General features: G+C 64.3%; 25 protein-coding genes and 1 pseudogene. 5 read left to right on the forward strand and 21 right to left on the reverse strand.

Annotated elements, in window-relative coordinates; genetic code table 11:
- Positions 1-24: 24 nt before the first annotated feature.
- The 6 genes from C501_RS0111270 to C501_RS0111295 form a co-directional block, all read right to left on the reverse strand.
- Positions 25-249, reverse strand: a complete 225-nt coding sequence (locus C501_RS0111270; RefSeq protein WP_018135738.1) for a ubiquitin-like protein Pup — start codon at positions 247-249, stop codon at positions 25-27.
- A gap of 137 nt (positions 250-386) precedes the next feature.
- Entirely contained in the window at positions 387-2,069 is a 1,683-nt protein-coding gene (gene dop / locus C501_RS0111275) for a depupylase/deamidase Dop (RefSeq protein WP_018135739.1), read from the reverse strand.
- On the reverse strand, positions 2,066-3,754 hold the full coding sequence (gene arc / locus C501_RS0111280) for a proteasome ATPase (protein ID WP_018135740.1): 1,689 nt from the start codon (positions 3,752-3,754) through the stop codon (positions 2,066-2,068). Before arc ends, dop begins: the two co-directional genes overlap by 4 nt.
- Before the next feature lie 34 nt (positions 3,755-3,788).
- Positions 3,789-4,913, reverse strand: coding sequence for a tRNA (adenine-N1)-methyltransferase (locus tag C501_RS0111285; RefSeq protein ID WP_018135741.1), 1,125 nt, complete (start codon positions 4,911-4,913; stop codon positions 3,789-3,791).
- 55 nt (positions 4,914-4,968) lie between these two features.
- Positions 4,969-6,153, reverse strand: coding sequence for a site-2 protease family protein (locus C501_RS0111290; protein ID WP_018135742.1), 1,185 nt, complete (start codon positions 6,151-6,153; stop codon positions 4,969-4,971).
- On the reverse strand, positions 6,150-6,968 hold the full coding sequence (locus tag C501_RS0111295; protein ID WP_156807752.1) for an HAD family hydrolase: 819 nt from the start codon (positions 6,966-6,968) through the stop codon (positions 6,150-6,152). Before C501_RS0111295 ends, C501_RS0111290 begins: the two co-directional genes overlap by 4 nt.
- Before the next feature lie 195 nt (positions 6,969-7,163).
- Between C501_RS0111295 and C501_RS0111300 the strand changes: the two genes are divergently transcribed.
- A complete protein-coding gene (locus tag C501_RS0111300; protein WP_018135744.1) occupies positions 7,164-8,066 on the forward strand; it encodes a PAC2 family protein in 903 nt (300 codons plus the stop codon).
- Between the two features lie 82 nt (positions 8,067-8,148).
- Here the strand turns inward: C501_RS0111300 and mshC are convergent, their stop codons facing one another.
- Complete coding sequence (gene mshC, locus C501_RS0111305) at positions 8,149-9,438, reverse strand: cysteine--1-D-myo-inosityl 2-amino-2-deoxy-alpha-D-glucopyranoside ligase (RefSeq protein WP_018135745.1); 1,290 nt, start codon at positions 9,436-9,438, stop codon at positions 8,149-8,151.
- A 57-nt stretch (positions 9,439-9,495) separates the two neighbouring features.
- Entirely contained in the window at positions 9,496-10,335 is an 840-nt protein-coding gene (locus tag C501_RS0111310) for an undecaprenyl-diphosphate phosphatase (protein ID WP_018135746.1), read from the reverse strand.
- A gap of 103 nt (positions 10,336-10,438) precedes the next feature.
- Here C501_RS0111310 and C501_RS0111315 point away from each other — a divergent pair, with 103 nt between their 5' ends.
- On the forward strand, positions 10,439-11,446 hold the full coding sequence (locus C501_RS0111315) for an aldo/keto reductase (RefSeq protein WP_018135747.1): 1,008 nt from the start codon (positions 10,439-10,441) through the stop codon (positions 11,444-11,446).
- Here C501_RS0111315 and C501_RS0111320 read toward each other — a convergent pair.
- On the reverse strand, positions 11,374-11,610 hold the full coding sequence (locus C501_RS0111320) for a hypothetical protein (RefSeq protein ID WP_018135748.1): 237 nt from the start codon (positions 11,608-11,610) through the stop codon (positions 11,374-11,376). The genes C501_RS0111315 and C501_RS0111320 overlap by 73 nt on opposite strands.
- A 175-nt stretch (positions 11,611-11,785) precedes the next feature.
- Between C501_RS0111320 and C501_RS13685 the strand changes: the two genes are divergently transcribed.
- Positions 11,786-12,043 (forward strand): DUF5703 family protein, encoded by a 258-nt coding sequence (locus C501_RS13685; RefSeq protein WP_051064534.1) that lies wholly within the window; start codon positions 11,786-11,788, stop codon positions 12,041-12,043.
- Between the two features lie 30 nt (positions 12,044-12,073).
- Here C501_RS13685 and rdgB read toward each other — a convergent pair whose 3' ends face one another.
- The 6 genes from rdgB to clpS form a co-directional block, all read right to left on the reverse strand.
- Positions 12,074-12,754, reverse strand: coding sequence for an RdgB/HAM1 family non-canonical purine NTP pyrophosphatase (gene rdgB / locus C501_RS0111330; RefSeq protein WP_018135750.1), 681 nt, complete (start codon positions 12,752-12,754; stop codon positions 12,074-12,076).
- Entirely contained in the window at positions 12,754-13,545 is a 792-nt protein-coding gene (rph, locus tag C501_RS0111335) for a ribonuclease PH (RefSeq protein ID WP_018135751.1), read from the reverse strand. Before rph ends, rdgB begins: the two co-directional genes overlap by 1 nt.
- A 65-nt stretch (positions 13,546-13,610) precedes the next feature.
- Positions 13,611-14,429, reverse strand: coding sequence for an MBL fold metallo-hydrolase (locus tag C501_RS0111340; protein ID WP_018135752.1), 819 nt, complete (start codon positions 14,427-14,429; stop codon positions 13,611-13,613).
- Between the two features lie 4 nt (positions 14,430-14,433).
- Complete coding sequence (murI, locus tag C501_RS0111345; protein WP_018135753.1) at positions 14,434-15,384, reverse strand: glutamate racemase; 951 nt, start codon at positions 15,382-15,384, stop codon at positions 14,434-14,436.
- A complete protein-coding gene (locus C501_RS13350; RefSeq protein WP_018135754.1) occupies positions 15,381-16,025 on the reverse strand; it encodes a DUF2017 domain-containing protein in 645 nt (214 codons plus the stop codon). The genes murI and C501_RS13350 overlap by 4 nt, the downstream gene beginning before the upstream one ends.
- A complete protein-coding gene (clpS, locus tag C501_RS0111355; protein ID WP_018135755.1) occupies positions 16,022-16,366 on the reverse strand; it encodes an ATP-dependent Clp protease adapter ClpS in 345 nt (114 codons plus the stop codon). The genes C501_RS13350 and clpS overlap by 4 nt, the downstream gene beginning before the upstream one ends.
- Before the next feature lie 211 nt (positions 16,367-16,577).
- Here clpS and C501_RS0111360 point away from each other — a divergent pair, with 211 nt between their 5' ends.
- Positions 16,578-17,876: a nicotinate phosphoribosyltransferase gene (locus C501_RS0111360; protein ID WP_051064544.1), complete on the forward strand. Its 1,299-nt coding sequence runs from the start codon at positions 16,578-16,580 to the stop codon at positions 17,874-17,876.
- Positions 17,877-17,906: 30 nt separating this feature from the next.
- Positions 17,907-18,506, forward strand: a complete 600-nt coding sequence (locus C501_RS0111365) for an isochorismatase family protein (protein ID WP_018135757.1) — start codon at positions 17,907-17,909, stop codon at positions 18,504-18,506.
- 24 nt (positions 18,507-18,530) lie between these two features.
- Here C501_RS0111365 and C501_RS0111370 read toward each other — a convergent pair whose 3' ends face one another.
- From C501_RS0111370 to C501_RS0111395, 6 genes and pseudogenes are all read right to left on the reverse strand, one after another.
- Positions 18,531-20,339 (reverse strand): DEAD/DEAH box helicase, encoded by a 1,809-nt coding sequence (locus tag C501_RS0111370; protein WP_018135758.1) that lies wholly within the window; start codon positions 20,337-20,339, stop codon positions 18,531-18,533.
- A 110-nt stretch (positions 20,340-20,449) separates the two neighbouring features.
- Positions 20,450-20,770, reverse strand: a complete 321-nt coding sequence (locus C501_RS0111375) for a DUF3039 domain-containing protein (RefSeq protein ID WP_018135759.1) — start codon at positions 20,768-20,770, stop codon at positions 20,450-20,452.
- Positions 20,771-20,868: 98 nt separating this feature from the next.
- Positions 20,869-21,651, reverse strand: coding sequence for a glucosamine-6-phosphate deaminase (gene nagB / locus C501_RS0111380; protein ID WP_018135760.1), 783 nt, complete (start codon positions 21,649-21,651; stop codon positions 20,869-20,871).
- Between the two features lie 114 nt (positions 21,652-21,765).
- A pseudogene (locus C501_RS13355) lies at positions 21,766-22,839 on the reverse strand (NADH:flavin oxidoreductase/NADH oxidase).
- A gap of 57 nt (positions 22,840-22,896) precedes the next feature.
- Entirely contained in the window at positions 22,897-23,925 is a 1,029-nt protein-coding gene (locus C501_RS0111390; RefSeq protein ID WP_018135763.1) for a tetratricopeptide repeat protein, read from the reverse strand.
- A gap of 84 nt (positions 23,926-24,009) precedes the next feature.
- On the reverse strand, positions 24,010-25,665 hold the full coding sequence (locus tag C501_RS0111395) for a DUF8094 domain-containing protein (RefSeq protein WP_156807753.1): 1,656 nt from the start codon (positions 25,663-25,665) through the stop codon (positions 24,010-24,012).
- Positions 25,666-26,054: the final 389 nt, after the last annotated feature.

Here is a 26,054-nt window from a genome sequence, read left to right on the forward strand (position 1 = left end):
CGTCGGAGCGCAGTGGCAGCCTGATCACTGACCACCCTTCTGCACGAAGCCCCGCACGAATTCCTCCGCATTGCTTTCCAGTACGCCGTCGATCTCGTCGAGCAGATCGTCGAGACCCGCCGTGTGCTCATGCGACTGTGCTTGACCGGTAGCCGCTTCCGGTGCCGGGGAGCCGGTGATCTCTTGTTCGGACTCTTCCTCGTGCCGGTCCTCGTGCCGGCGGAATCCTTGCTGATCCTGGCCTGCCATCTCGGCGCCTCCTCGTATAGCCGTAGAGCCACATGCACGGCCGGCTACGATCTTCTGATCCTCTGCGCGCCGGCCCTGGCTTCACCCTTCATCCTGCCACGTCTGCGAATACTTGTCCGCAGCCGCGACTTCCCAGATCAGCGCTCCCCGGCCAGCAGATCACGAAGAAAATCTTCGGCCGCCGGATAAGCTTCGAAAAGAGCACCCACGTGCTGTCTCGTTCCGTCCAGGGGCTCTCTGGTGTGGACTTTATGCAGCCGATGTTTGCCGGACAAGCGAAAAATCACCGAGTCCCAGGAAGCTCCAGCGATGTCCCGGCCATAGCGCCGGATGCATTCGCCTCGGAAATAAGCTCTCGTGTCCTCCGGCGCACGGCGGGCCGCGGCCCGGATCTGCTCATCGCTCACTAGGGCTTCCGCTTGACCACGGGCTTGCAAGCGGTAGGCCAGTCCCCGGCTCGGCTCCAGATCCGACCACTGCACGTCGATGAGCGCCAGGCGTGCATCATCCCAGTCCAAGCCGTCTCGCTGCCGGTACTGCTCCAGCAGGTGCAGTTTCGCAGCCCATTCCACGCGGGTTCGCACCGCTTCCGACCCTCGGCGCAATCCGTCCAGCACTTCGGACCACAGCCTCAGGACCTGCCCGGTCTGCGCATCGGGCTGTGCACCTGCCGCACGCTGAGCGGCTTCCAGGTACATCTCCTGCACATCCAAGGCGGTCACCCGCCGCCCGTCGATCAACCGGTACCGCTGCGCCAGGCTGAGGTCATGACTGACCTGGTGCAGCGCTGTCACCGGTTCCCAGACCTCAAGCTCAGGCGTCAGCCCCCGTTCGATCAGACCCAAAACGAGCGAGGTCGTACCGAATTTGAGGAAGTGCGATACCTGGAAGAGGTTGGCGTCCCCGACGATGACGTGCAGCCGTCGGTAGTGATCAGCCACCGCATGCGGTTCATCCCGGGTGTTGATAATAGGCCGCCGGATCGTCGTCTCCAGACCAACTTCCGCTTCGAAAAAATCAGCGCGCTGGCTGATCTGATACCCGGCCGTTTCACCGTGCTGACCCATTCCGACTCTGCCGGAGCCGCAGATCAGCTGCCGAGTGACGAAGAAGGGGGTCAGCCCCGAGACGATCTGACGGAACGGGACGCTCCGGGGCATCAGGTAATTCTCATGACTGCCGTACGAAGCGCCTTTGCCGTCGGTGTTGTTCTTGTAGAGCTTGAGCTCTGGCAGCTCCTGACCATCCGGATCATCCGGATTCTCCTGAGTTCCGGTTCGGCGTTGCTCAATACCGGCCAGGGCGTCCCGCAGCACCTGGTCCCCGGCGAAATCCCAGATCACCGCGTCCAAAGGATTGGTGACTTCCGGTGAGGAGTATTCCGGATGCGCGTGGTCGACGTAGAACCTGGCGCCGTTGCTGAGCACCATATTCATGATCAGAGACCGCTCTTGCGCGGGGTCCCCCTCACTGATGACATCATGGCTGGCGAAGAACGCCGGTTCGTTAGTGAGCTGGGAAGGATGCGCCTGCTCACGCGGCATCGACCAGCCTCGGGCATCGACGAGCGGGGATTCCTCGCTGTAATCCCAGCTCGCCCGGGAACTGTCGTCAGGCAGGGCCGCCGGGCCTTGGGCATAGGCGTGCACGAGTTCGCTGGAGAGCCAGACAGGATCGCTTCCCGGAGCGGCAGGAGCGTGGATACCGTACTCGGTTTCCGCGCCCATGACTCGATGCACGCCCAGCGCATCTGGGAAAACACCGGGGGAAATCCGCTGCGCTGATTCACTGGCTCCGGGGAACGGCGGTACATGGCTCATGATGAGAGGCGCTGGTCCTGGCTGAGAATGCGGATAGAGATGATCCGCTCCCCTTTCCTGCCGGAGATTCTGGCCCAATCATCCGGGTTAGCGGTATTGGGGAGATCTTCTTGTTCCTGGAATTCATCGGCGACGGCCCGCCGCAGATGCTCGGTGCGCAGCCCCTTCTCCTGATAGGTCAGCAGGTCTTTGATCGCGTACTTCTTAGCTCGGTCTACGACGTTCTGTATCACCGCGCCCGAGCTGAAATCCTTGAAGTAGAGGATTTCGGACGCACCGTGCGCATAGGTCACTTCGAGGTATTGGTTGGCTTCGCTCGTGGCATACATCGCGGCCACCGTGTTCTGGATCATCGCGGCCACCGCTGCCCGGATATCGCCGCCATGCGCTTCCAGCTCAGCCCGATGGATCGGCACAGCAGTGGTGAGGTATTTGGCGAAGATCTCCGCTGCTGCCTCGGCGTCTGGGCGGCGGATCTTGATCTTCACATCCAGGCGGCCGGGCCGCAGGATCGCCGGATCGATCATATCCTCGCGGTTGGAGGCGCCGATGACGATGACATTATCCAGCCGTTCCACCCCGTCGATCTCGCTCAGCAGCTGCGGGACGATGGTGGTCTCCACATCGGAGGAGATCCCGGTGCCACGGGTGCGGAACAGCGAGTCCATCTCATCGAAGAACACCACCACGGCACTGCCATCGGCAGCCTTCTCCCGGGCTCGGGCGAAGATCATTCGGATCTGCCGCTCGGTTTCGCCGACGTACTTATCCAGTAGTTCCGGCCCCTTGATGTTCAGGAAGTAGGAGTTCTGCGGGGCTGCCCCGCTGCGCTCGGCGGCCTGAGCGGCCAAGGAGTTCGCCACGGCTTTGGCGATCAGCGTCTTACCGCAGCCGGGCGGCCCGTAGAGCAGGATGCCTTTAGGCGCTTTCAGTCCGTGCTCGCGGTACAGTTCCGGGTGCAGGAAGGGAAGTTCCACAGCGTCTTTGATCTGCTCGATTTGCGGGCCGAGCCCACCGATGTCGTGATACGAGATCTCCGGTACTTCTTCGAGCACGAGGTTCTCCACCTCGGAATGCGGAACTTTCTCCAGGGCGTATCCGCTCCTGGTCTCCAGGGAAACCGCATCGCCGACTCGCAGGCCCTGGCCGATCAGATCACCGGACAAGCGTACGACTCGTTCTTCATCGGACCTGCCGATGACCAGGGCTCGGTCCTCGCCCAGCAGCTCTTTGACCGTGACGATCTCCCCGGCGCGTTCGAAACCGAGCGCTGCGATGACCATCTGCGCTTCATTGAGCAGGACTTCTTGCCCGGGCCGCAGAGAGGCGAGATCGATCAGCGGGCTCACCGCGACGCGCAGTTTCCTGCCTTGGACCAGGACATCGGCGCTCTCCTTGGCCAGCTCCGAATCTGCGCCGCCCCCCGGGCCGGCGGCCAGCGGATGGTTGACCTGAATGACGGTGGCGAAACTGGAGGGCAGCTGGGCTTCCTTCTCCAATGCGGTCCTGAGTTTAACGATCTCGGAACGGGCGGTCTGCAGCATGATGGTCAGCTTGCTGTTGTTCTGGGTCGCCGACGCCAGCTGATGATCCAGCCTGCGCAGTTTGTCCCGCAGGACGTTGACCTGACGCTCGACATCGGAGTGCTTCTGGACTTCGTGGTTTCCTGCCCTACCCTGGCTCATCCTGCTCCGATCCTCTCCGCTTCATCCCGCGAGGTTACTGCTCCTGGCCCTGGGGCTCTTCGGTTCTCGCCGCAGAGTCGTGACCCGCTGCCGCCTGCCCGGCCGCCGCGGCATCCCGGACTGTCCGGCGCAGCTTCTTATCCGAGGCTACTCTTTCACCGACTGCTTCCGGGCTCCAAGGATTTTCGGCTTCGTCCGTATCCTCTTGCGAGGTGCTTTGCGAGGCACCTTGTGGAGTCCAGGCCTCCAGATCAGCCGGGGTGAACTCAGGTTTGGCACCCCGGCGTTTGGCAGCCAGCGCGGACACTCCCGCAGCGAGCCTGCGCGTCACCAGGAGGAAACCGGTATGCGCCACCATCCGGTGGTTGGGCCTTACCGCCAGTCCTTCGAGGTGCCAACCGCGGACCATGGACTCCCAGGCCTCCGGCTCGGTGAATCTGCCGTCGGCGCGAATCGCTTCAGCGGTGCGGGAGAGCTGGGTGACCGTGGCCACGTAGTTGATCCAGACGCCTCCGGGTGCCAGGACCGTGGCCACCGCATCGACACACTCCCAGGGGGCGAGCATATCGAGCACCACACGGTCGATGCTGCCCGGCGCTTCAGCGGCGACGACCTCCGCCTGGAAGTCTCCCAAGGAGATCTTCCAGGCGGGGTGCGGGCCGCCGAAAAGAGTCTCGACATTGCTCTGCGCGATCTGGGCGAATTCCTCGCGCCGCTCGAAGGAGTGCAGATATCCCTGATCGCCCACGGCGCGCAGGAGGGACAGCGAGAGCGCTCCGGACCCCACGCCGGCTTCGACCACCCGGGCACCAGGGAAGATATCGGCCATCGTGACGATCTGGCCCGCGTCTTTGGGGTACACCACTGCCGCCCCCCGGGGCATCGAGAGCACGAAATCACTCAGCAGCGGTCGCAGCGCCTGATAGCGCTGGCCCTTGGTGTTCTCGACGATGCTTCCCTCGGGCTGGCCGATCAGCTCACTGTGGTCGAGGAAGCCCTTATGCGTGTGGAACGCTCCTCCTTCAGCGAGGGTTATGGTGTTCATCCGGCCCCGGTCATCAGTCAGCTGGACGCGCTCCCCGACCCGGAAAGGGCCGCGACGCAACTGGGCGCCATGCGGGGACTGCTCGGGATTCGGCTGGGCTTCGCGCTTAGTCATCGTCTGCTGGAACTCCTGGAAATCTCCGGCTGAGGTGCATCATCTCGGACCGACATCATTCCGGCACCGGCTTGCCGGTCACCGCTGCTACCACGACCTGTTGTCGCAGCAGGCCGGTGACGAGCCCCCGGCTGTCGATCACGGCGTACTCGTTACCGGATAGCTGTGCCAGATACTGGATGAGCTCCTGCCCGGAGGCGCTCTCCGGAACATACCCTCCCGGCGCGAGCGGATTGGCCACGGCGGTGGCCAGAGTCGATGCCGCAGCGGTCAGCGGCACCGAGGCCAGAGCCAGTGGATCAACCACGTATCCCGGTTGGCCGTCCCGACCGCAAAGCACTACGCTCACCCCCGGATGATTGGACAGCAGTCCCAGCACCTGGGCCACCGATGATTCATCGCTCTGGCCCACCGCTGGGGTGCTCAGCGCCCCCGCACTGATCGCCGGAAGCCGCAAGCGCATGCGGGCGGCACTGATCGCCTGGCTCGCACCCAGCCAGAGGAAGCCCGCGACCAGGAGCATGAATAAGGCGGTCTGGATGTTCAGCGTGCCGCCGCGCAGAAGCGGTACACCCAAGACACCGACGACCAAGAGCACCACGACGACTCTGCCGGCCCAGCCGGCCGCCACGGTGCCTTTCTCCTGGCTACCGGTGATCTGCCAGAAGATCGACTCCACGAGCCGACCGCCGTCCAGGGGCAGACCGGGCAGCACGTTGAAGACACCGATCAGCAGATTCGCCCAGACGAAGATGTTCGCGAGCGCCGAGAGCAGCTCCAGATTGGCCGAGCTGCCTTGTGGCAATACCATAACGAGCAGCCAGCCCAGGCCGGCGAGGACGAAGTTCGCTGCGGGGCCGGAGAACGCCACGACGAGCGAGCGCCAGGGCGTCGCGGTGAAATTCTCAAACTGTGTGTGACCGCCCCAGAGGTTGAGCACGATTTTCTGCGTCGGCCAGCCGAACCCGCGAGCCGCTAGAGCATGCGCCAGTTCATGGATGAGCACCGAGAACAGCAGCAGCAGCGCATAGAGGAAAGCGATGAGGTAGGCTCCGGCGCCGAGCCGGGGGAAGTTCATCTGGATGAACGGGCCGAAGACGATCACCGTGAAAGCCGCGATCAGGAACCAGGAGTACGCGAGGATCACCGGAACGCCGGCGATCCTCCCTAGCGGGATTCCTTCGCGTCGGGTTCTGCTTGCTTCTTGATGCCCCGGCTGGTTGCCCTGTTCGCCGTTCATGCTGCGCCGTCCTGATCCGCACCGGCGGTGGCGGCGCCGGCGGCAGCCAGTGCGGGCACGGGGTGCTGCACAGCGGCCAGCGCCTCGGCCAAATCCTCGGGTGTCCGGCCGCTGAGGCTCTCCCAGGTCACTCGGCGGGTGTCTTCCGGCAGCGGGACGGTATGCGGGATGCCGATGGTCGGCAGACCGGCGGCCAGCGCCGAAGTCACACCCGGCACCGAATCCTCCAGAGCGATGCACTGCTCCGGCTGCAGCTGAGGGTCATCCTGGCGCAGCAGTTCCAGGGCACGTAGATACGGCTCCGGGTGCGGCTTGCCCTGGGTCACCTGATCACCGGTCACCATGAACTCGAAGGTCTCCGCCGGTAAGGCTGCAACGATCTCCGAGGCCAAGGGGCCTTCGCTCATCGTGACCAGAGCGCAGCGAATGCCCTCCGCCCGCAACTGTTCGAGCAGTTCGCGGGCACCGGGGCGCCATGGCATCTGTTCTTGAATGCGCGCGATCACCTGAGCCGTCATGGCATCGATGATCTCCCGACGGCTGAGCTGAACTCCGGCCTCCTGCAGGATGCCGGAGCTGCGCCATAGCGACTGGCCTACCAAGCCCATAGCCTGCTCATGGCTCCACTGCCCGCCATGCGCGTGGACGAGCTCGGTTTCCGCGGCGATCCAGTATGGTTCGGTATCGACCAGAGTGCCATCCATATCCCAGAGCACTGCACGCAGCGCCGGGGCAGCGGAATCCGGGACCGACCCGGCCGGGCTCACCGAATCCTGCTGCGAAAGCAGGTCGGATGGTATTGAGGCATCATGCATTCCAATAGTTTAGCCGGGCGAAGCGGAGCCACTGAGACAGTGCAGTGCGCTAAGCTCTCCGCGAATCCAGCACTGGCCTTGACGCAGCCGGAGCTGCCCGGAGCCAGCAGGAAACCAGGCCGCAACGCGCATGCACCCGGGCAACTACCTGGCGAGAGTGCTTGCTCTGCCGAAATCGCGTCGTAGGGTGGAGGAATGAGCGCAGGTAGCACAGAGCCGGAACCCCGGTTCGACGATGACGCCCCGGAAGGGCAGTTCCTGCCCCTCGTCGGGGGCAGGCGCCGGCCTACCATCATGGTGGCAGCGTTCGAAGGTTGGAACGATGCCGGTGAGGCGGCTTCTGAAGCGCTGAACTTCCTGAACCGGGCCTGGGGGGCAGAGCAGACGTCCGAATTCGATCCGGATGAGTACTACGATTTCCAGTTTAGTCGCCCGGTGATCCGCCGGGACGCTTCAGGAGAGCGGAAGATCGTCTGGCCGAGCACAAGAATCGCCAGGGTCTCGCTCGAGCACGCTGAGGTGGTCTTCGTGCACGGTATCGAGCCTTCTTACCGCTGGCAGGCCTATACCGCAGAACTCCTGGAGCACGCCGCGGATCTTTCCATCGACTGCTTGATCCTGGTGGGTGCGCTGCTCGCGGATGTGCCGCATACCCGGCCGATCCCGGTGACCTCCACGAGCCAAGACCGCACCCTCCGCGAACGGATGAGCATCGAGACGCCGCAGTACGAGGGGCCGGTGGGCATCGTCGGGGTGCTCGGAGATGCCGCTATGCAGGAGGGCATACCGACGCTCTCGTTGTGGGCCGCGGTACCGCATTACGTGGCGCAGTCGCCTTCGCCGAAGGCCCAGCTCGCCCTGCTGCATCAGCTCGAGGAGATGCTAGCCGCACCACTGGACACCACCGAACTCACGGAGGAAGCCGAAGCCTGGGAGCGCGGAGTCGATGAGCTGGCCACCGATGACCCAGAGGTGGCCGCCTACGTCCGGCAGCTCGAGGAAGCGAAGGACGCCGCCGATCTGCCGGAGGCTTCCGGAGAGTCTATCGCCCGGGAATTCGAGCGCTATCTGCGGCGGCGGGGTCCAGAGAAGCCCTAGCTAACAGTGGTTCAGTGGTCGGTGACCGTTACCGCCCCGGTCAGAGGCTGCCCTTCAGAGCCTGATGCTCAAAACCTAACGCTCAGAGCCTGACTCCGAGTAGCGCATCTACAGTGTCCCGGACCAGCTCGCCATCCGGATTACCGGGCCGAGCAGGGTGATCATGAGCCTCGGCCGCCCATCGATCGACGGCTTCGAGCGCCGCAGGCGCGTCGAGATCCGCGCCCAGTGCCTGCCGGACCGCTGCGAGCAGGGGCTTCGCGGAACCTTCTGGGGCGCGGTCGAGAGCCTCCCGCCAACGCTCCAGGCGCAGCTGCGCCTCCGCGAGCAGGCGGTCATGCCAGGACCAGTCGGAACGATAGTGCTGACTGAGGATCGCCAGGCGGATCGCCGCCGGGTCGGCGCCTTGTTCGCGCAATGCGGAGACCAGAACCAGATTGCCCCGCGACTTGCTCATCTTCTCGCCATCCAGGCCGACCATTCCGGAGTGCAGGTAGTGCCGGGCCAGCGGGGTGTGGTCAAGCGCCCAAGCGTGGCCGGCACCCATCTCATGGTGCGGGAAGATGAGGTCCGCTCCCCCGCCCTGCACGGTCAAAGGAGCGGCCAGGAACTGACGGGCGATCACGGTGCACTCGATATGCCAGCCGGGGCGTCCTTCGCCCAGGGCGCCTCCCGGCCAAGAGGGTTCCCCGGGCCGAGCTCCGCGCCATAGCAGCGGGTCGAGCGAGTGGCGCTTGCCCGCCCGCTCGGGGTCGCCGCCGCGCTCGGCGAACAGCGGGAGCATCTGGGCTTCATCGAGTCCGCTCACCGAGCCGAGGGACCAGGCCCCGGGCTGCTCGGGATGAGCCTGTGTGTCAGCACCGGCCGCCCGGACATCGAAGTAGATATCCGTCGCCCCGGTCTCGGCATCCTGAACTTTATAGGCGGTGCCTTCCGCCAGCAGTTTCGCCACAGCGGAGGCCACTCGGTCGATGGATTCTACCGCGCCGATGTAGTGCTGCGGCGGGGTCACGGAGAGGGCGGCCATATCCTCGCGGAAAAGCTGGGTCTGCTCCTGTGCGAGCACCCGCCAGTCTGTGCCGTCCCGCTCCGCTCGTTCCAGCAGCGGATCATCCACATCGGTGACGTTCTGCACATACTGGACGCAGACCCCGGCGTCCCGCCAGGCCCGGCCCAGCAGGTCGAAAGCCACGTAGGTCGCAGCGTGACCGAGGTGGGTGGCATCATATGGGGTGATACCGCAGACGTACAGGCTGGCTTCCCTCGACTCCGGCAGTAGCGGCTGGCGCTCCTGCGCGACCGAATCGTATACCGAGAGCTCGGTGAGCGTTCCGGGAAGCTCCGGTTGCGGGCGGCTGACCCAAGATTTCACGTTCCTCGCCTTTCAGAATCAAGTCAGGGCCGGGCTCGGCAGAAGTTCCGGTCGAACTCAGCCGGTCGCAGGGATCACGGAGAAGCCCAGCAGGACGAAGATCAGCAGGCCGAGCGCGATCCGGTACCAGACGAAGATCCGGTAGCTGTTATTCGAGATGTACTTCAGGAACCAGCCGATGATCACATAAGCCACGACGAAAGAAACACCGGTGGCCAGGAGTGTCTCGCCGAGGTTGAAGGGGCTGGGCGCGCCTTCCTGTCTGATGAATGCTTTGTAGAGCTGATAGAAGCCGCTGCCGAGAACCGCGGGGATCGCTAGCAGGAAGGAATAGCGAGCTGCGGCTTCACGCGTGTATCCCATCATGAGGCCTGCGGTGATGGTTCCCCCGGACCTGGAGACACCCGGGATCAGAGCCAGGCACTGCGCCAGACCGTAGAGGATGCCGTGCTTGAAGGTGAGCTGCTCAATGGGGCGCTGCTTCTTGCCGAGGGCATCGGCAGCTGCCAGGATCACGCCGAAGACGATCAGCATGGTGGCTACCAGCCAGAGATTGCGCAGCGCGCCTTCGATGGCGTCCTGGAACAGCAAGCCGATCACCACGATCGGTATGGTGCCGATAATCACCAACCAGCCCATCTTGGCGTCGGGATCGCTGCGCGGAACCTTCCCGACGAGGCAGAGCGACCACTGCCTGATGATCCGCACGATATCCCGCCAGAAGAAAACCACCACCGCGGCTTCCGTGCCGAGCTGGCTGATCGCGGTGAAAGCCGCCCCCGGATCCGGCATGCCGAAGAGCGTGCCCACCACATAGAGGTGCGCGCTCGAGGAGATCGGCAGGAATTCAGTCAGCCCTTGGACCAAGCCTAATAAGGCAGCTTCTAACCAGTTCACGTAGTAGACCTTATGTCATCACCTGCCCGCGGAGCGCACCGCCACGGTCCGGGCAGCCAGACCATGAGCACATCTGCCGTCCCGGCACGTAGACTTGGTTCCTATGCAGCAACGTTTCCTGGGCCGCAGCGGCCTGCGCGTCTCCGTGCTCAGTCTAGGGACCGCCACCTGGGGCGCCGGCACCGAGGAAGCGGACTGCCGTGAGTTGCTGACATCCTACGTCGCAGCCGGTGGCACGGTTGTCGATAGTGCCGCCGGTGATGCGGATGGGCGCAGCGAGGAACTCCTCGGGGCCCTGCTCGATGATGTCGTCCCGCGCGATGATCTGGTTCTGGTCTCCAGGGCCGGCGTGCAGTACCGAAATGATCGGGAATACGTGGATTGCTCGCGCAAAGCACTGCTGGCCGACCTCGATGCCTCCTTGGCCCGGTTGGGCACTGACTATCTCGATATCTGGCTTCCGCAGCACTGGGATCCGATGGTCCCGCTCGAGGAAACTCTTGGCGTGCTCGACGATGCAGTGGCTTCCGGTCGGGTCCGCTATGCCGGAGTGTCGAACTATGCCGGCTGGCAGTTGGCTAAAGCAGCGGCTACCGCGGGCCGGCCGATCGTGGCGGGGCAGATCGAATACTCCCTGCTGAACCGTTCGGCCGAAACCGAGCTCCTTCCCGCGGCTCAAGACGCCGGAATCGGCCTGATGTGCTGGGGCCCGCTAGGCCGAGGCGTGCTGACGGCTAAGTACCGCGGCCGGATCCCGGCTGATTCCCGGGCTGCATCAGAGCTCTGGCAGGACTATGTGGAGCCCTATCTCAGCGGCCCGGCCAGCCAGGTGACCGAGGCTCTCAGCACTGCGGCCAAGGGCCTGGACCGGGAGCCCTTCGATGTCGCGCTGAGCTGGCTGCTGAACCGGTCCATGGTCTCCTGCGCGATCATCGGCCCCCGTACACCAGGTCAGTTGACCCAGCTGCTAGCCGCCTCTTTGGCACCGCTGCCGGAGCAGATCAGCAGCGTGCTCGATGAAGTGTCCCAGCCGCTCGGTCAGCCTGTGCCGTCGCCATCCTCATCGCTGTCTTCCTCCTCGTCGATCACCAGCGGCGTGACCTCGCCGTAGTTCTCATAGAGAAGGTCCTCGTAGGCATCGAAAGCCTCGATGATAGCGGAATAAGCAGCCTCGACCGCGGGATCGTCTTCCCCTCGACGGGCGCGCACCGCGGCAAGATGATCTTCAAGCGCTGCGGTGAGTGCCTGTAATGCAATACCCGGGTCTATGCTCATAGCTAAACGTTAGCTCTTAATGGCGCCGAGAGCACCGTTAGCTGCATCAACTGCATCGTTATCAGCATTGCCATGGCACCCGTTGAGTAAGGCGGGAGTAAAAAGGGTGCCAGTGATGTTCTAGTGATGTTCTAGACACTTCCGGGATCACCCGGCTGCCCCGATCGGAGGAAACGTGACCCACCCCGCATCCTCGTACCCCTCTTCTGACTCTTCTTCTGGACATGCAGCACAGGTCCGGAACCGGGATGGTCTCTATGAGTATCTGGTGTTGACCATCGATGCGCGCGCTTCGCTGCCGGAGGCCCGGCAGCGGCTCACCGAGCATGCCGAGTACGGTAAATGGGAACTGCGGCGCAGCCGCCTGTACACCGGCGGGCGGCGGCAGTTCTGGTTGCGACGACGGGTGCTGCGGGTAGAGCGCACGGCGTGAGGAGTCCAGGGGGCGCGCACTCCGCGAGCCTCAGCTCTTCGGCTCCAACGCGGCGATCATCGCGGGAAGCAGCCGGCGCAAGGCCTGGCCGCGGTGCGAGATGGCGTTTTTCTCAGCAGGGCTCAGCTCGGCGCAGCTGCGGTTCATCCCCAGCGGCTGGAGTACGGGGTCATAGCCGAAGCCGTGCTCTCCGCGCGGCTCGGTCAGCAGTGTGCCGCGCAGGCTGCCCCATTCCACCCGCTCCTGAATCTCGCCAGCGTCACCGCCCTCGCTGAGCGAGACGGGGAACACCAAGGCCGCGGCGCAGACGAATTCGGCTTCTCTGTACTCAGGGCCGATGTCGCTGAGCTGAGCTAACAGCAAGTGCAGATTCGCTGCATCGTCCCCGTGCCTGCCGGCCCACCGGGCCGAGAAGATCCCGGGGGCACCCCCGAGCACCCCGACGCTGAGACCCGAGTCATCCGCGATGGCTGGTAGACCCGTGGCCTGCGCCACCGCATGGGCTTTGAGCAGAGCGTTCTGCTCGAAGGTGACCCCGGTTTCGGCGACATCGGGGGCTCCGGCAGCGGCTGCGTCGACCACGTGGCGGTCAACATCGAGGCCAGGCACCTCTCCCCTGAGCAGTTCTCGCAGTTCTCGCAGTTTCCCCTGGTTGTGCGTCGCGAGCACCAGGCGCGCACCGGATTCTGCTGTAGAGTCGGAGGCCGGCATCACTGCGACCCCGACGAGGTCAGCTCCAGGGTGTCGCGCTGAATCTGAGCCAGCTGGGCAGTGCCCAACAGAGCGAGGTCCAGAAGCTGATCGAGCTCGGCCCGGTCGAAGGGCGCGCCTTCGGCGGTGCCCTGGACCTCGACGAATCTGCCGTCACCGGTGACCACGACATTCATATCGGTCTCCGCGCGCACATCCTCCACATAGGCGAGATCGAGCATGGGCACCGAATCGATGATGCCCACTGATACCGCGGCGACGGTATCGATCAGGGGCTTCGCCGCCGCTTTGATGAGCTTGTTCTCTTTCGCGTAGCGGATGGATTCCGCGAGCGCGACATACGCTCCCGTGATGGCTGCGGTCCGGGTTCCGCCGTCGGCTTGGAGGACATCACAGTCGAGGACGATGGTGTTCTCACCCAGGGCCTCGGCGTCGATGATCGAGCGCAGCGAGCGGCCGATCAGCCGGGAGATCTCGTGTGTGCGGCCGCCGATCTTGCCTTTGACCGATTCCCGGTCGTTTCGGGTATTGGTGGCTCGCGGCAGCATCGCGTATTCGGCGGTGACCCAACCGCGGCCTTCTCCTTTGAGCCAGCGCGGCACCCCTGCGGTGAACGAGGCGGTGCAGAGCACTCGGGTGCTGCCGAACTCGATCAGCGCAGAGCCTTCGGCTTGAGACGACCAGCCACGGGTGATAGCGATATCGCGGAGTTGATCGGGGGTGCGGCCATCGGCGCGGTCCGGCCCGGTCTGCGCGCGCTCGGAAGAAGAATCGGAAGTCACGGGAACCATGCTCCTCAGCCTACCCAGAGAGAATCCCCGCAGACCAGCTCAGACTCTGCGACTCATGCTGCGACTCATACGGTGTAGTGCACACCCGCCACCGCTACTGATAGGTCCCCGGTATAGACCTGAGCCGCTTCGGCCACTACTACGGTGGCGTCCGTCCATACCGGCAGATGAGTCAGGAGCAGCCGGCGCGCACCGGCCTGCACCGCGGCCTGGGCCGCTCGGTGGCCAGTGAGGTGGACTCCTTTGATCTTGTCGTCCCGGCCCTCCTGGAAGGCTGATTCACAGAGGAAGAGATCCGCATCCCGAGCTGCTTCGATGAGCCCTACGCAGAGATCGGTGTCTCCGGAGTAGCTGAGCACGGACCGCCGCTCCATGAGCTCGGCCTTCCCAGGCCCCGGGTGTCCAAGGTACTCCAGGGCTTCTACGCGCAGGGCATAGGCTTCCTCGATCGGATGCTCCACGGGGTACGGAGTGATCGTGAAAGGCCCCAGGCGCACTGCTTGACGCGGATCCCATCTTTTGAAGTCGAATTCCTCGTGCATCCCGGGATCCGGGTCGAGCCCGTAAGCGGTCGCCAGGCGATGCGCAGTCTCCTCCGGTCCCCAGACCGGGATCCGGCCGACGTCCCAGCCCGCGGGATCCCAACGCACGGCAACGTGCAAACCGCACAGGTCCAGGTAATGGTCCGGATGGAGGTGGCTGAGGAAGATGGCATCGATAGTGCGCAGATCGAGGTACTTCTGGACTTCGCCCAGGGCACCGCTGCCCAGGTCCAGGAGGATCCGCCAAGGCCGTACGCCATCATAGGCGGTCAAAAGGTAGCAGGAGGCCGCTGAAGCCGGCCCTGGGAAAGATCCGCTACAGCCGACGATCGTCAGTTGCATGCTGTCACTCCTGTTCCGCGAGTTCCGCGAGGTCGATACCGCTGCCCGAATCGCCGCGCCCCCGTTGCCCGGATTGGGCAGCGGTAAGAAGTTCGGGGGTGATCCGGGTGAGTGAGCCCGTCGGATAGTGGGCACTCACATGCGCCGCGTGCTCTACCGAAGTTACTTCCGGGCCCAGGAAGCGTCGAGCCAGGGCCTCGAAGGCTCCGGCATCTCCGGTGGCCACGAAGCGATGCTGCGGGCGCCAGCCCTGAGTGCGCTCGAGCCCATGCCCTACCAAGGCTTTATAAACGTCTTTAGCGGTCTCTTCAGCACTGGAGACTAGAGTCACCTGATCCCCCATGACATAGGAGATCGCTGCGGCCAGCAGCGGATAATGGGTGCAGCCGAGCACTACGGTATCAACTTCGGCGGCTTTCAGCGGCTCGAGGTATTCCTGAGCGGTCTTGAGCAATTCCGGCCCTGAGGTGACCCCGGCTTCCACGAAAGGAACGAAATCGGGGCAGGCTGCGGCGGTGACTTCCAGGTTCCCGGCAATACCGAAAAGATCCTGATAAACCCTGGACCCGATGGTCGCCTGGGTGCCAATCACGCCAATCTTGCGGTTGCGGGTAGCGGCCATAGCACGGCGGACCGCAGGCTGGATGACCTCGACCACGGGAATCCCCTGCCTGCGGGTATAGCGCTCCCGGGCATCGGCGAGCACCGCGGCGGAAGCCGAATTACAAGCGATCACCAGGAGTTTCACCCCGGCATCGACCAGTTCGTCCATAACGCCCAGGGCATTCGCGCGGACTTCGGCGATAGGCAGAGGGCCGTAAGGGGCGTTCGCGGTGTCCCCGACGTAGAAAACCGCTTCATGCGGAAGCTGATCGAAAACCGCGCGGGCTACGGTCAGGCCGCCGACGCCTGAATCGAAGATCCCCAGCGGGGACTGCGCATCGGCCCCGCTCACTGCTGCGGACCTGAATGATCTGCCTCCGGAGAGCCCGAACCCGCACCCGTATCCGGAGTATCAGGATCAGTATCGGCGTCACGGCGGAGCATTTCCAGCAGTGCGAGCACCAATCGGCCGTGCACGAAGGTGACGAAGTAGTACAGCTGGCTCAGACCGTCTCGTTCAGTGGCTTCGGGGTCTAGTGCACTAGGAGCTGCATCGGAATCCCCGGCGGAGGCGTAGAGATCTAGTCGTTCGGCCAGAACCAGGCGGATGTCGTTGAGCGCTCGCACTAGGATCTCCGCCTGCTCACGGCTGAGCTGCAGTTCCCTGCTCTCCAGCATCACGGCAGCGGCTTTGAGCGCACTGACCTTGCCCTGACGGAGCGAGCGCTCGGTGAACCGACGGAATTCCAAGGCCGCTTCTTCGTCATCATGCACCCCATCCGGCAGCAGGCGCCTGAGCGCAGGGTCCACCGGTACCTGCGCTTCATCATCCCAGCCGACGAGTTCTGCCAGCGGATCCGCAGCCCCGGCGTCGTCGGCTTCTAGCATCCCAGCGACGCTACCGAGCAGCTGTTGCAGCAGCTGCCGTTCCGGGGCGCCGATCGCCCCGACGATGCGATCTCCGGATAGCACGAAAGCACCCGGGCCGCTCATCGGGACTCCTGGCTCACACTGGCCTGCAGGCCGTAAGAGTGCATCGCCATCACATCGGTCTCCGCCTTCTCCCTGCTGCCCTTGGCCACAACGGCCCGCCCTTCGGTATGCACCTGCATCATGAGCGCTTCAGCGCGGTCTTCGGCATAGCCGAAATAGCTCTGGAAGACGAAGGTGACGTATTCCATCGTATTCACCGGATCATCCCAGACCAGCACAGACCAAGGCCGCTGCTCGAAGGCCGAGAGCTGCTCCGCCTCCAGCGTCAGTTCCTGGGTTCCGGCCTGCGTGCTGGACGCAGGCAATCCACTGAGCCGCTCGGGCAAGGTGCTGATCGACATCTTCCTATTCTAAAGGCGTCCGGTGAGGCAGCTTGTTCTGAACTGTTCTGAACGCTGCCCTGAAATACTCTGGGCAGGGTGGACGATACCGCTGATGGGGCAGCCCCGGCCGTAGCCGATTAGAGTATTTGCCGTGACCTCTTCTCTGCCAGATTCCGTCTCCAGCCGGCTGAGCGACTCCGCAGCACCGGCAGCACCGGTCATCGGGGCCATGACGAGCCTGTACACGGACCGCTATGAACTGACTATGCTGCAGGCCGCCCTGCGCTCCGAAACCGCGCACCGGCCCAGCGTGTTCGAGGTTTTCGCACGGAGACTGCCCGAAGGGCGGCGGTACGGTGTTGTCGCCGGTACCGGGCGCCTTCTGGAGGGCCTGGCTGACTTCCGCTTCCGCGAATCCGAGCTGGAATATCTGGAGCGCCACCGCGTAGTGGACCGGCCGACCCTGGACTTCCTGGCTGACTTCCGCTTCCGCGGCAATATCTACGGGTATGCCGAAGGCGAGGTGTACCTCCCGGGCTCGCCCTTGCTGATCATCGAATCCAGTTTCGCTGAAGCCTGCGTGCTGGAAACCTATGTGCTCTCCATCCTCAATCACGACAGCGCCATTGCCGCGGCTGCTTCAAGAATGAGCTCGGCCGCTGCCGGCCGCCCCTGCATCGAGATGGGCTCACGACGCACGCATGAAGAGTCCGCCGTGGCCGCTGCCCGGGCTGCGGCCATCGCCGGTTTCGCCAGCACTTCCAATCTGGCTGCCGGTTATCGTTATGGCTTAGCAACGGTAGGCACCGCAGCGCATTCCTTCACGCTGCTGCACGATTCCGAAGCCGATGCTTTCCGCGCCCAGGTGGACTCGCAAGGCGTAGGGACCACTCTGCTCGTCGATACCTACGATGTACCCACCGCGGTACGCGCCGCGGTGGAGATCGCCGGGCCGGAACTCGGCGCCGTCCGGCTCGACTCCGGGGATCTGGTGGCCCAGGCCCGCCAGGTCCGCGCGCTGCTGGATGAGCTCGGGAACAAGAACACCCGGATCGTGGTCACCTCGGACCTGGACGAATACGCTATTGCCGCTCTTGCCGCCGCGCCCGTCGATGCCTACGGCGTGGGCACTTCTCTGGTCACCGGCTCCGGGGCGCCGACGGCGGGCATGGTGTACAAGCTCGTCAGCCGTGCCGGGCCGGATGGCGAGTTCGTGGCGGTGGCCAAAGCCGCTAAGGGCAAAGCCAGTGTCGGCGGCCGTAAGTTCGCGTTGCGCAAGCGTCACGCCAATGGCACCGCCGAGGCCGAGGTCATCGGCATTGGGCACCGGCCGGCCGATGACGGCGATGATCGGGCCCTGCTACAGGATTTCGTGATCGATGGCGAGCTGCAGGACGGCTGGACCGGGCCGGAGGCCGTGCGCCGGGCTGCAGCCCGTCACCGAGATTCCACCGAGGAGCTGCCCTCAGCCTGGCGGCGGCTGCAGCGCGGTGAGCCCGTGATCCCCACCGTGTACGAAGAAGCATAAGAGCACACCTTCCAGAACTCCGGAGGCACTATGGCGCACGCGCTGATCATCGTGGATGTGCAGAACGACTTCTGCGAAGGCGGTTCCCTCGCGGTGGCGGGTGGAGCCGAAGTCGCTGCGGGTATCATCCGGATGCTCTCGGGCAGCGATGATTTCGATGCCGTCGCGGCAACGCAGGACTGGCATATCAATCCCGGGGAGCACTTCTCCGACTCCCCCGATTTCCGAACTTCCTGGCCGGTGCACTGCGTGGCCGGTTCAGCCGGTGCGCAACTGCACCCCGATCTGGATACCGGATATCTCGATGCCTCTTTCCGCAAGGGCCAGTTCGATGCCGCCTATTCGGCTTTCGAAGGTACCCAGGCTGTGGATCCGACAGCAGCCGCGTCCGAGGACGGCTGCGACCCCGGCAGCACGCTGAGCCTGGATGCCTGGCTGCGGGAGAACGCCATCGAAACCGTGACGATCGCCGGCCTGGCGACCGATCACTGCGTACGGGCGACCGTCCTTGATGCGCTGCGGCTCGGGTACCGGGTCCGGGTGCTTACCGAGCTGTGCGCCGGGGTGGATACCGAGGCCTCCCGCGCTGCACTGGCCGAGCTGCGCGCCGCCGGGGCCGAACTCCACTGATCAGCACGGCTGAGCTGATAGCGGCTATTTCTTGCCGATGAACCAGCCCTGAAGCTTCTTGAGCCGGTCCATGAGCTGCTGTTCGTTGGCCTGAGCGACCGGCGGCCCGCCGCAGCTGCGCCGCAGTTCGTTATGCACCACGCCGTGCGGGGTTCCGGTACGGGCCGACCAGGCCGCAACATTCTTGGCCAGCTCATTGCGCAGATCTTTGAGCTGGCGATGATCCGGTACCGGGGCGCTCTGCTCTGCGGGGCGGGAGCCGCGGCGGCTCAGCTGCTCGGCCTGCCGCTGGCGCAGGAGCAGCGCCACTTGATCGGCATCGAGGAGGCCGGGGATGCCTAGGAAGTCCTGCTCGTCCTCACTGCCCAGCTCACCGCCGAGGCCGAACTCCCCGCCGTCGAAGAGCACGCGATCAAAGGAAGCCTGTGACTCCAGGGCCTCGAACTTGGCCTTCTCCAGCTCACCGGAGGCTTTCTCCTCGCGCTGGGCCTCGAGCATCTCCTGATCTTCGGTGATGAAACCGTCCGCTTCCGCATCGGTATCGGGCCGGTCCAGGGCGTGATCGCGCTCCATTTCGAGGGCGTTGGCGAGGGCCATGAGCTGCGGTACCGAGGGCAGGAACACCGATGCGGTCTCCCCGCGTTTGCGGGCGCGGACGAAACGCCCTACGGCTTGGGCGAAGAACAAGGGCGTCGCGGTTGACGTAGCGTAGACGCCAACCGCCAGCCGCGGGACGTCGACGCCTTCGGAGACCATGCGGACCGCGACCATCCAGCGTTTGGTACCGGCGGAGAACTCATCGATCTTCCGGGAGGCCCCGCCGTCGTCGGAAAGGATGATGGTGGCCGATTCCCCGGTGAGCTTCTTGATCTGACCGGCGTACGCCCGGGCGTCCTCGTGATCTGTCGCGATGATCAGGGCACCGGCGTCCGGAACCGTCCGGCGCACCTCGGAGAGCCGTTTATCCGCCGCTGCGATCACCGCGGGGATCCATTCCCCCGTGGGGTTCAGCGCGGTCCTCCAGGCCTGGGCGGTGACATCCTTGGTGACCGCCTCACCCAGTGTCGCGGCCATCTCCTCCCCCGCACTGGTCCGCCAGCGCATCTGCCCGGAATAGGCCATGAAGATCACCGGCCGGACCACATGGTCTCTGAGCGCCGAGCCGTAACCGTAGGTGTAATCGGCTCTGGAGCGCCGGATGCCGTCGCCATCCTCCGCGTAGTCGACGAAAGGAATGGGTGAGGTGTCGGAGCGGAACGGGGTTCCGGTCAGCGCCAGCCGCCGGGTGGCGGGTTCGAAGGCTTCACGGATACCGTCGCCCCAGGAGAGGGCGTCCCCAGCGTGATGGACTTCGTCCAGGATCACCAGGGTCTTCCCGGCCTCTGTTTTCGCGCGGTGCAGTGCCGGTTTGGAGGCCACCTGCGCGTAAGTCACCGCGACCCCGAGAAAATCCCGGCCGTGCTTGCCGTCGGCATTCTTAAAATTGGGGTCGATGGCGATACCGATCCGGGAGGCAGCGTCCGCCCACTGGCGTTTGAGATGGTCGGTGGGCGTGACGATGGTGATCCGGTTGATCTGGTGGCGATCCAGCATGGTCTTCGCCGCGGTCAGGGCGAAAGTGGTTTTCCCCGCCCCCGGGGTGGCGACCGCCAGGAAATCCCTACTTCCACCGTCGAAATACTTGTGCAGGGCCTCGGACTGCCAGGCCCGGAGTTTCTGCGCGGTGCCCCAAGCGGCCCGTTCCGGGTAGGCCGGAGGTAGCGCCGAGGGTACGATCCCGGCCGACATCGGCTCGGGTTCAGTGGTACCCGGGCCGAAAAGGGTTTCGCTCACGTGTGGTGCTCCCCAACGGGCGTGTGAAAGCCGTCTCTGATTTGCTCTGGTGCGCAATCCGGCGGGATCCCGCACCAGCTGACACACCAGATAGCTGATAGTGCTGCTGCTTACTTTTTCTTGTCGCCGTCGTCGTTCCCAGGACGTAGCCCCTCGTAGATGGCCTTGCACTGCGGGCAGACCGGAAATTTTTTCGGATCTCGGCCAGGAGTCCAGACTTTTCCGCACAGTGCGATCACCGATTCGCCGCTCAGCGCGGATTCAAGGATCTTCTCCTTGCGCACGTAATGCGAGAAACGTTCAGCATCACCAGGTTCGAGCTGCTCCCGCTGCTCGGTCCGTTCCAGAGTAGCGGTTGATCCCCCGGGGCCGTTCGGCCCGCTGCCGGGATCATTCTCAAAAGGATCTGGTGGCAAGCTCATAGCCACCATCCTACCGGCTGATGGAAGCCGGCTCCATTGCGCCCAACTCCGTCGAACCGGCAAACCTCATGGCGCTACAGCCGTGGAGCAATGACTGGAGACCGCCCTCAGAGACCCTGCCAATCCGGTTTATTCGCCCAGGTATGACGGTAGTAGTCGGCGAGTTCCAGCCGCGCCGCAGCCGGTTCGTCGATGAGCACCGTGACATGCGAGTGCCACTGCAGAAGCGATCCCGGGCAGCGAGCCGTCAGCGGCCCCTCCACAGCAGCGTGAACGGCATCTGCTTTGTGCTCACCCGTGACGATCAGCAGCAGATGCCTGGCTTCCATGATCGTACCGAGGCCCTGGGTCACCACGTGCTGGGGCACCTCGGCGGCCGAATCGAAGAATCTGGCGTTATCCTGGCGCGTGCGCTCCGTCAATGTTTTGATCCGGGTTCGGGAGGCCAGTGAGGAACCCGGCTCGTTGAAGCCGAGATGGCCGTCACTGCCCAGGCCCAGGATCTGCAGATCCACTCCCCCTGCCCGATCAATCCGACTTTCGTACTCCGCGCAAGCCGCCGGGATATCGGCAGCTGTGCCGTCCGGAGCATGGACCCGGGCGGGGTCGATATCCACCCGGTCCGTGAATTCGCGCCGGATGACCTCCCGATAGGACTCCGGGTGGCCCGGCGGGAGCCCTACGTATTCATCGAGTGCGAACCCGCTGGCGCCGGCGAAGCTCAGGCCCTGCTCCCGGTGCCGCCGAGCCAGCTCGTCATAGATCGGCAAAGGTGAGGAGCCGGTGGCAAGTCCCAGAACAGCATCCGGTGTGGCCCGCAGCAGTGCTTCGACGGCGTCCGCGGCGAGGATTCCCGCTTCTTCTTTCCCAGGCAGGATGACGACTTCCATAGGCTCCGCTTCCTCACTGATTCCCCGCTGTCGGCCTGCGGCCGACAGTTTCGGCCACCACCATTGTGCTATGGACTTTGTCGCACGCCAATCCGCAGGTTCCGGGAACCAGCCTCAGGATCCAGTGCTGGGCACAGCCCGCTCGTACTGCGGAACGAGATCCGGCTTGATGCCCAGTGACTGGGCAGCACGCAGCCACCAGTGCGGATCGCGCAGCGCGACCCGGCCCAGCATGACCGCATCGGCCTGCCCGCTCGTCACGATGTGTTCGGCTTGAGCCGCTTCGATGATCATCCCGACCGCCGCAGTGGGAAGATCCGCTTTCCGGCGGATCAGGGCGGCGAATGCGGTCTGATAACCCGGTGATACCGGAATTTCAGCGGGCAGCAGGCCGCCGCTGGAGACGTCGATCATATCCGCTCCGCGCTCTTTGGCCCGCTGCGCGAAGCGCTGTACGACCTCGGCGTCAAGACCTCCGGCGAGCCAGTCACTGGCGGAAACCCTGAGCAGTAAGGGCATCCCCTCCGGGATCACGCCGCGCACCGCGGTGATGACCTCCAGCGGCAGCCGGAAGCGTTTGTCTTCCGAGCCTCCCCAGTCGTCATCGCGCTGATTACTCAGCGGGCTCATGAATTCGTGCAGCAGATAGCCGTGCGCGGCATGGATCTCCAAGGTGTCGAACCCCGCATCCAGCGCCCGCTGCGCACCCTCGGCGAAGTCCTGGATCAGACGCTCGATCTGGGATTCGTCCATCGCCGCGGGGACGGCCAACCCAGGATAAGCCTGCGCTCATGGAGCGAGAGTTTGCCAGCCGCCCTGATCGAGCGGAACCGAGCCGCGCTCGGAGGCCATGGGACTGTACGTGGATGCTTTCCGTCCGGCATGCGCTAACTGCATGCCGACTCGGGCCCCGTGCACGTGCAGGAAGTCGACGATTCTTCGCCAGGCTGAGACCTGTTCGTCAGTATAGATTCCGGTGTCCTGCGGGCTGATCCGCCCCTCCGGGGACACCGCAGTCGCTTCCGTCATGATCAAACCGGCGCCGCCCAGGGCGTACTGGCCCAGATGAACCAGATGCCAGTCCGTCGGGACTCCATCAGAGCCTGCAGAGTACTGGCACATCGGTGACAGCCAGGCACGGTTCTTGAAAGTCAGCTCGCGGAGCACCAGCGGATCGAAAAGAGTCATAGTGCTAGTAGCGCAGCCGCAGCACCGGCTTATTCCCGAGGCTCCTCGCTCGGCGGCTCAGAAGAGCGCGCGGGCCAGGGCCTGACGGGCCTTGGCCACACGGGGATCGCTCAGGCCGACCACTTCGAAGAGTTCGAGCACCCGGACCCTGGCCTGCTCCCGTTGATCCGGAGCGGCAGGATGCGCGGCGATGAAACCGACTACTCGATTGAGCGCGTCCTCGACGTGGCCTCCGAGCAGGTCGATATCCGCTACCGCCAACTGCGCTTCGAGATCGTCCGGCTGTTCAGCGGCTTGAGTGCGCACAGCATCGACCTGGGCGGCGTCCATGGCGTCGGTGCGCTGCATCAGGCAGACCTGGGCCAGGCCGGCTTTGGCCTCGGAGTCCCCGGGGCTCTGCGCGATAGCCTTCCGGTATGCCGCTACCGCAGCTGCCAGATCCCCCCGGTCGATCGCATCTACCGCTTCTTGATGCAGCGGGGGCAGCTCGGGCTCGGCGGGCTCCGCACCAACAGGTGCCGCACCGGCAGGCAGCGTTCCGGAGACGCCGTTGGCTTCGGCGATCCGAAGCAGCTCATCGAGGTACTGGCTGGCCTCTGCTTCGCTGAGTTCACCATTGAAGAGCGGCACCGGCTGGCTTTTGAGCAATGCAACCACTGCGGGCACTCCTTGCACCCCGAAAGCCTGGGCGAGCTGCGGGAAAGCCTCGATATCGGCTCTGGCCAACAGGATGCGCCCGTTCAGCGCCTCTGTCAGACGCTCCATCGTGCCAACCATCGCCCTGGACTGCGGCGAGAAGGCCGCGTGCATCGCCACTACCACGGGGACCTCCGTGGAAAGCTGGACGATCTCGGGGAAAGTCTGCTCGGTCACGTCGATAGCGAAGCCAGCTATCGCGGACGCTGCGGCCCCCGCGCCCCAGCCTTCAGCGCCGGCTTGCCGTGCCTGAGGCGACGACCCGCCGGATGGGTTCAGCCCAGAAAGGTCGACTGCACCGCGCAAGCGCGCACCGGTCGGGGCGCCTGCTCCGGCTCCCCTCGTGGCTGAAGACGGTTGAGGATTCGGGGTGGCCGGCAGATCAGTCATACCGCCAGTTTATCCGGAATAAGCAATGCACCGGCCCCCGAGGGAGCCCGGTGCATTGCTCAGTGCATCAGCGATCCGGAAAACTCATTTGAATGATGCGCCGACCAGAGCCCGCTCAGCGGCGACTACCGTGATCGACGCCGGGTCCGATCCCGGCGGAATGGTCAGCACCGCGTTCTCCGAAAAGTCCAAGGTGAATCCGTTCTGGGTCGAGCTGCCACCGGCCAGGGCCTTGGACCCGTCATCGGTCAGCGTCAGGGTGGCGTTCTCGGACTTGGGCGTTGCCTCAACCGTGAACGTCAGGTTTCCTAGGACGATGAGTCCGCCGTCCTCAGACCGAAACACCGTGACTGAATCCGGGACCACCGAATGCTTGAAGGTGAAGTTCGCGTCCTGGCTATCGTTGACCAGCTTCGACTGCAGGTCCCTGGTGTCGTTCAGGAAAGCGGAGTCCGCGAATTTGCCTCGGGATTCACCCTGCGGATTGCTAAGTGCATCCGCCAGGCTGTTGAAGGCCCCCTCCGGGCTCGTCGCCACTCCCTGAGTGGTATCGGACGCCAGGGTCAGCTCGCCCGTGCTCTCCGGTTGCGGCAACGTCAGCCCGGGCAAAATCCGGGCAGTGGAGGTGAGCTTGTAGTTCTCCCTGGCGGAGTTCTGCTTGAGCACCAGAACCTGCGGCACAACGTTCTGCTCGCTCTTGGTTACTGCGACCACGGTCCGCGGCCAGTCCCGATCAGTGGTGATGATTCGGCTGAGCAGCTCGGTAGACGCTACGCTCTCCCGCGCTTCGTAATCCGGTGCCGTGGCGCGAATCTGATAATTGGCGCTGCGATCCTGCAGGGCTTGATCTGCTACCCGGGGCTCCAGGAGCTTGCTGTCCTTCGCCGCATCGGCTTGGGTCACCGCTGCGGTCACGGCGTTGAGCACCCGAGAGAACTGCTCATCCGTGAGCACCGGCGGTGCTCCTGCACCGGCCTCGGCTGATGCCGGTGCACCGCTCTCTTGCGCTTCGGCTCGCTCCGGCGTCACCAGAACCGCTGCGGGAAGCCCTACCGTGAACAGCAGCAGGATCGAGGCAGCGCCTGAGCCGAGGATGCGTCGGCCTGAGCCGCCGCGGCGACTCATCGCGCCGAGGAGAAGCCAGAGCAGAATACCGATGGCGATCAGCACGCCACCGATGATCATGAGCGGAACGGCCCACGGGGTCGAATTGTCATTGGCCACGGACAAGGAGACCTCCTGTGCAGCGGGAGCGGTGCCGTCACTGGCTAGCAGCAGAGACCACTGCCCGTTATCCGGCGGAAGCCACTGATACGTTAGTTCGCCTTGGGCTTGCTGCTGTTCGATCCACAGATCGGAACCAGCGGGGCTAGCCTTGGGCCCGCCCTCATTAGCGTAATTAGTATCCAACGCTGAGAAAGAGTCGTTGATCCCAGTGATCGCGAGCCGTGCGGTCTTCCCGACCCAGGCGTTAACGTCGTCACTGCGCCCCTGCGCGAGCAAGAGGTTTCCACTGCCCTGGACGGTGACGGTCACGGGCCCGCTACGCTGATTCAGCGCACTGTCTTCGATCATCACCAGCGGGGCGTCACTGCCTGTTTCCAGCCCGGTGATATCTACCTGGGCGTTCAAGGTTGCCGGCGGCTGCCACCAGGTGCGCTGTCCGATCCCTGCTAGCAGGACGAGCGCACCGAGCACGATAACGCCCAGTGGCACCAGCCACTTCAACTTTGATCTCACGTGATTAACCTCGAAAGTATCCTCGTTACCCTACGTTCCTTACTCCTACTAGGGTAACCTTGCCGGGCGGCCCTTCGGCTACCCCATCGCTCTCGGCATCGTTAACACCCTTGTCGAAAACACTGCGACCCTAGCCGTCGGAAAAGCCCGGATCCCGGCACCGAGCGCGTGCAAGCGCTTCCGGCACGGGAACGGAGGGTCTCACTGAATACCGCACTGAATACGTTGTCGCAGCAATTGCATGGTAAAAACATAGCTAGGCAACAGAGCAGCAGGCGAGTGCAGGGGGTTGCTCAGGCACGGCTCGGATCACCGAGTGGCATCGTGTTCCAGGCAGCTTCCCCTGCGAGAAGACAGTAAAGGAATCCAAGTGGACAGCGAGAATCATG

The organism is Acaricomes phytoseiuli DSM 14247, from assembly GCF_000376245.1.
Taxonomy (GTDB): domain Bacteria; phylum Actinomycetota; class Actinomycetes; order Actinomycetales; family Micrococcaceae; genus Renibacterium; species Renibacterium phytoseiuli.

Bases quoted from the DNA above. Each gene is read 5' to 3' on its own strand.
- C501_RS0111270 (WP_018135738.1), bottom strand. From the start codon at position 249: ATGGCAGGCCAGGATCAGCAAGGATTCCGCCGGCACGAGGACCGGCAC.
- dop (WP_018135739.1), bottom strand. From the start codon at position 2,069: ATGAGCCATGTACCGCCGTTCCCCGGAGCCAGTGAATCAGCGCAGCGG.
- arc (WP_018135740.1), bottom strand. From the start codon at position 3,754: ATGAGCCAGGGTAGGGCAGGAAACCACGAAGTCCAGAAGCACTCCGAT.
- C501_RS0111285 (WP_018135741.1), bottom strand. From the start codon at position 4,913: ATGACTAAGCGCGAAGCCCAGCCGAATCCCGAGCAGTCCCCGCATGGC.
- C501_RS0111290 (WP_018135742.1), bottom strand. From the start codon at position 6,153: ATGAACGGCGAACAGGGCAACCAGCCGGGGCATCAAGAAGCAAGCAGA.
- C501_RS0111295 (WP_156807752.1), bottom strand. From the start codon at position 6,968: ATGCATGATGCCTCAATACCATCCGACCTGCTTTCGCAGCAGGATTCG.
- C501_RS0111300 (WP_018135744.1), top strand. From the start codon at position 7,164: ATGAGCGCAGGTAGCACAGAGCCGGAACCCCGGTTCGACGATGACGCC.
- C501_RS0111315 (WP_018135747.1), top strand. From the start codon at position 10,439: ATGCAGCAACGTTTCCTGGGCCGCAGCGGCCTGCGCGTCTCCGTGCTC.
- C501_RS0111320 (WP_018135748.1), bottom strand. From the start codon at position 11,610: ATGAGCATAGACCCGGGTATTGCATTACAGGCACTCACCGCAGCGCTT.
- rdgB (WP_018135750.1), bottom strand. From the start codon at position 12,754: ATGCCGGCCTCCGACTCTACAGCAGAATCCGGTGCGCGCCTGGTGCTC.
- rph (WP_018135751.1), bottom strand. From the start codon at position 13,545: ATGGTTCCCGTGACTTCCGATTCTTCTTCCGAGCGCGCGCAGACCGGG.
- C501_RS0111340 (WP_018135752.1), bottom strand. From the start codon at position 14,429: ATGCAACTGACGATCGTCGGCTGTAGCGGATCTTTCCCAGGGCCGGCT.
- C501_RS13350 (WP_018135754.1), bottom strand. From the start codon at position 16,025: ATGAGCGGCCCGGGTGCTTTCGTGCTATCCGGAGATCGCATCGTCGGG.
- clpS (WP_018135755.1), bottom strand. From the start codon at position 16,366: ATGTCGATCAGCACCTTGCCCGAGCGGCTCAGTGGATTGCCTGCGTCC.
- C501_RS0111360 (WP_051064544.1), top strand. From the start codon at position 16,578: ATGACGAGCCTGTACACGGACCGCTATGAACTGACTATGCTGCAGGCC.
- C501_RS0111365 (WP_018135757.1), top strand. From the start codon at position 17,907: ATGGCGCACGCGCTGATCATCGTGGATGTGCAGAACGACTTCTGCGAA.
- C501_RS0111375 (WP_018135759.1), bottom strand. From the start codon at position 20,770: ATGGTGGCTATGAGCTTGCCACCAGATCCTTTTGAGAATGATCCCGGC.
- nagB (WP_018135760.1), bottom strand. From the start codon at position 21,651: ATGGAAGTCGTCATCCTGCCTGGGAAAGAAGAAGCGGGAATCCTCGCC.
- C501_RS0111390 (WP_018135763.1), bottom strand. From the start codon at position 23,925: ATGACTGATCTGCCGGCCACCCCGAATCCTCAACCGTCTTCAGCCACG.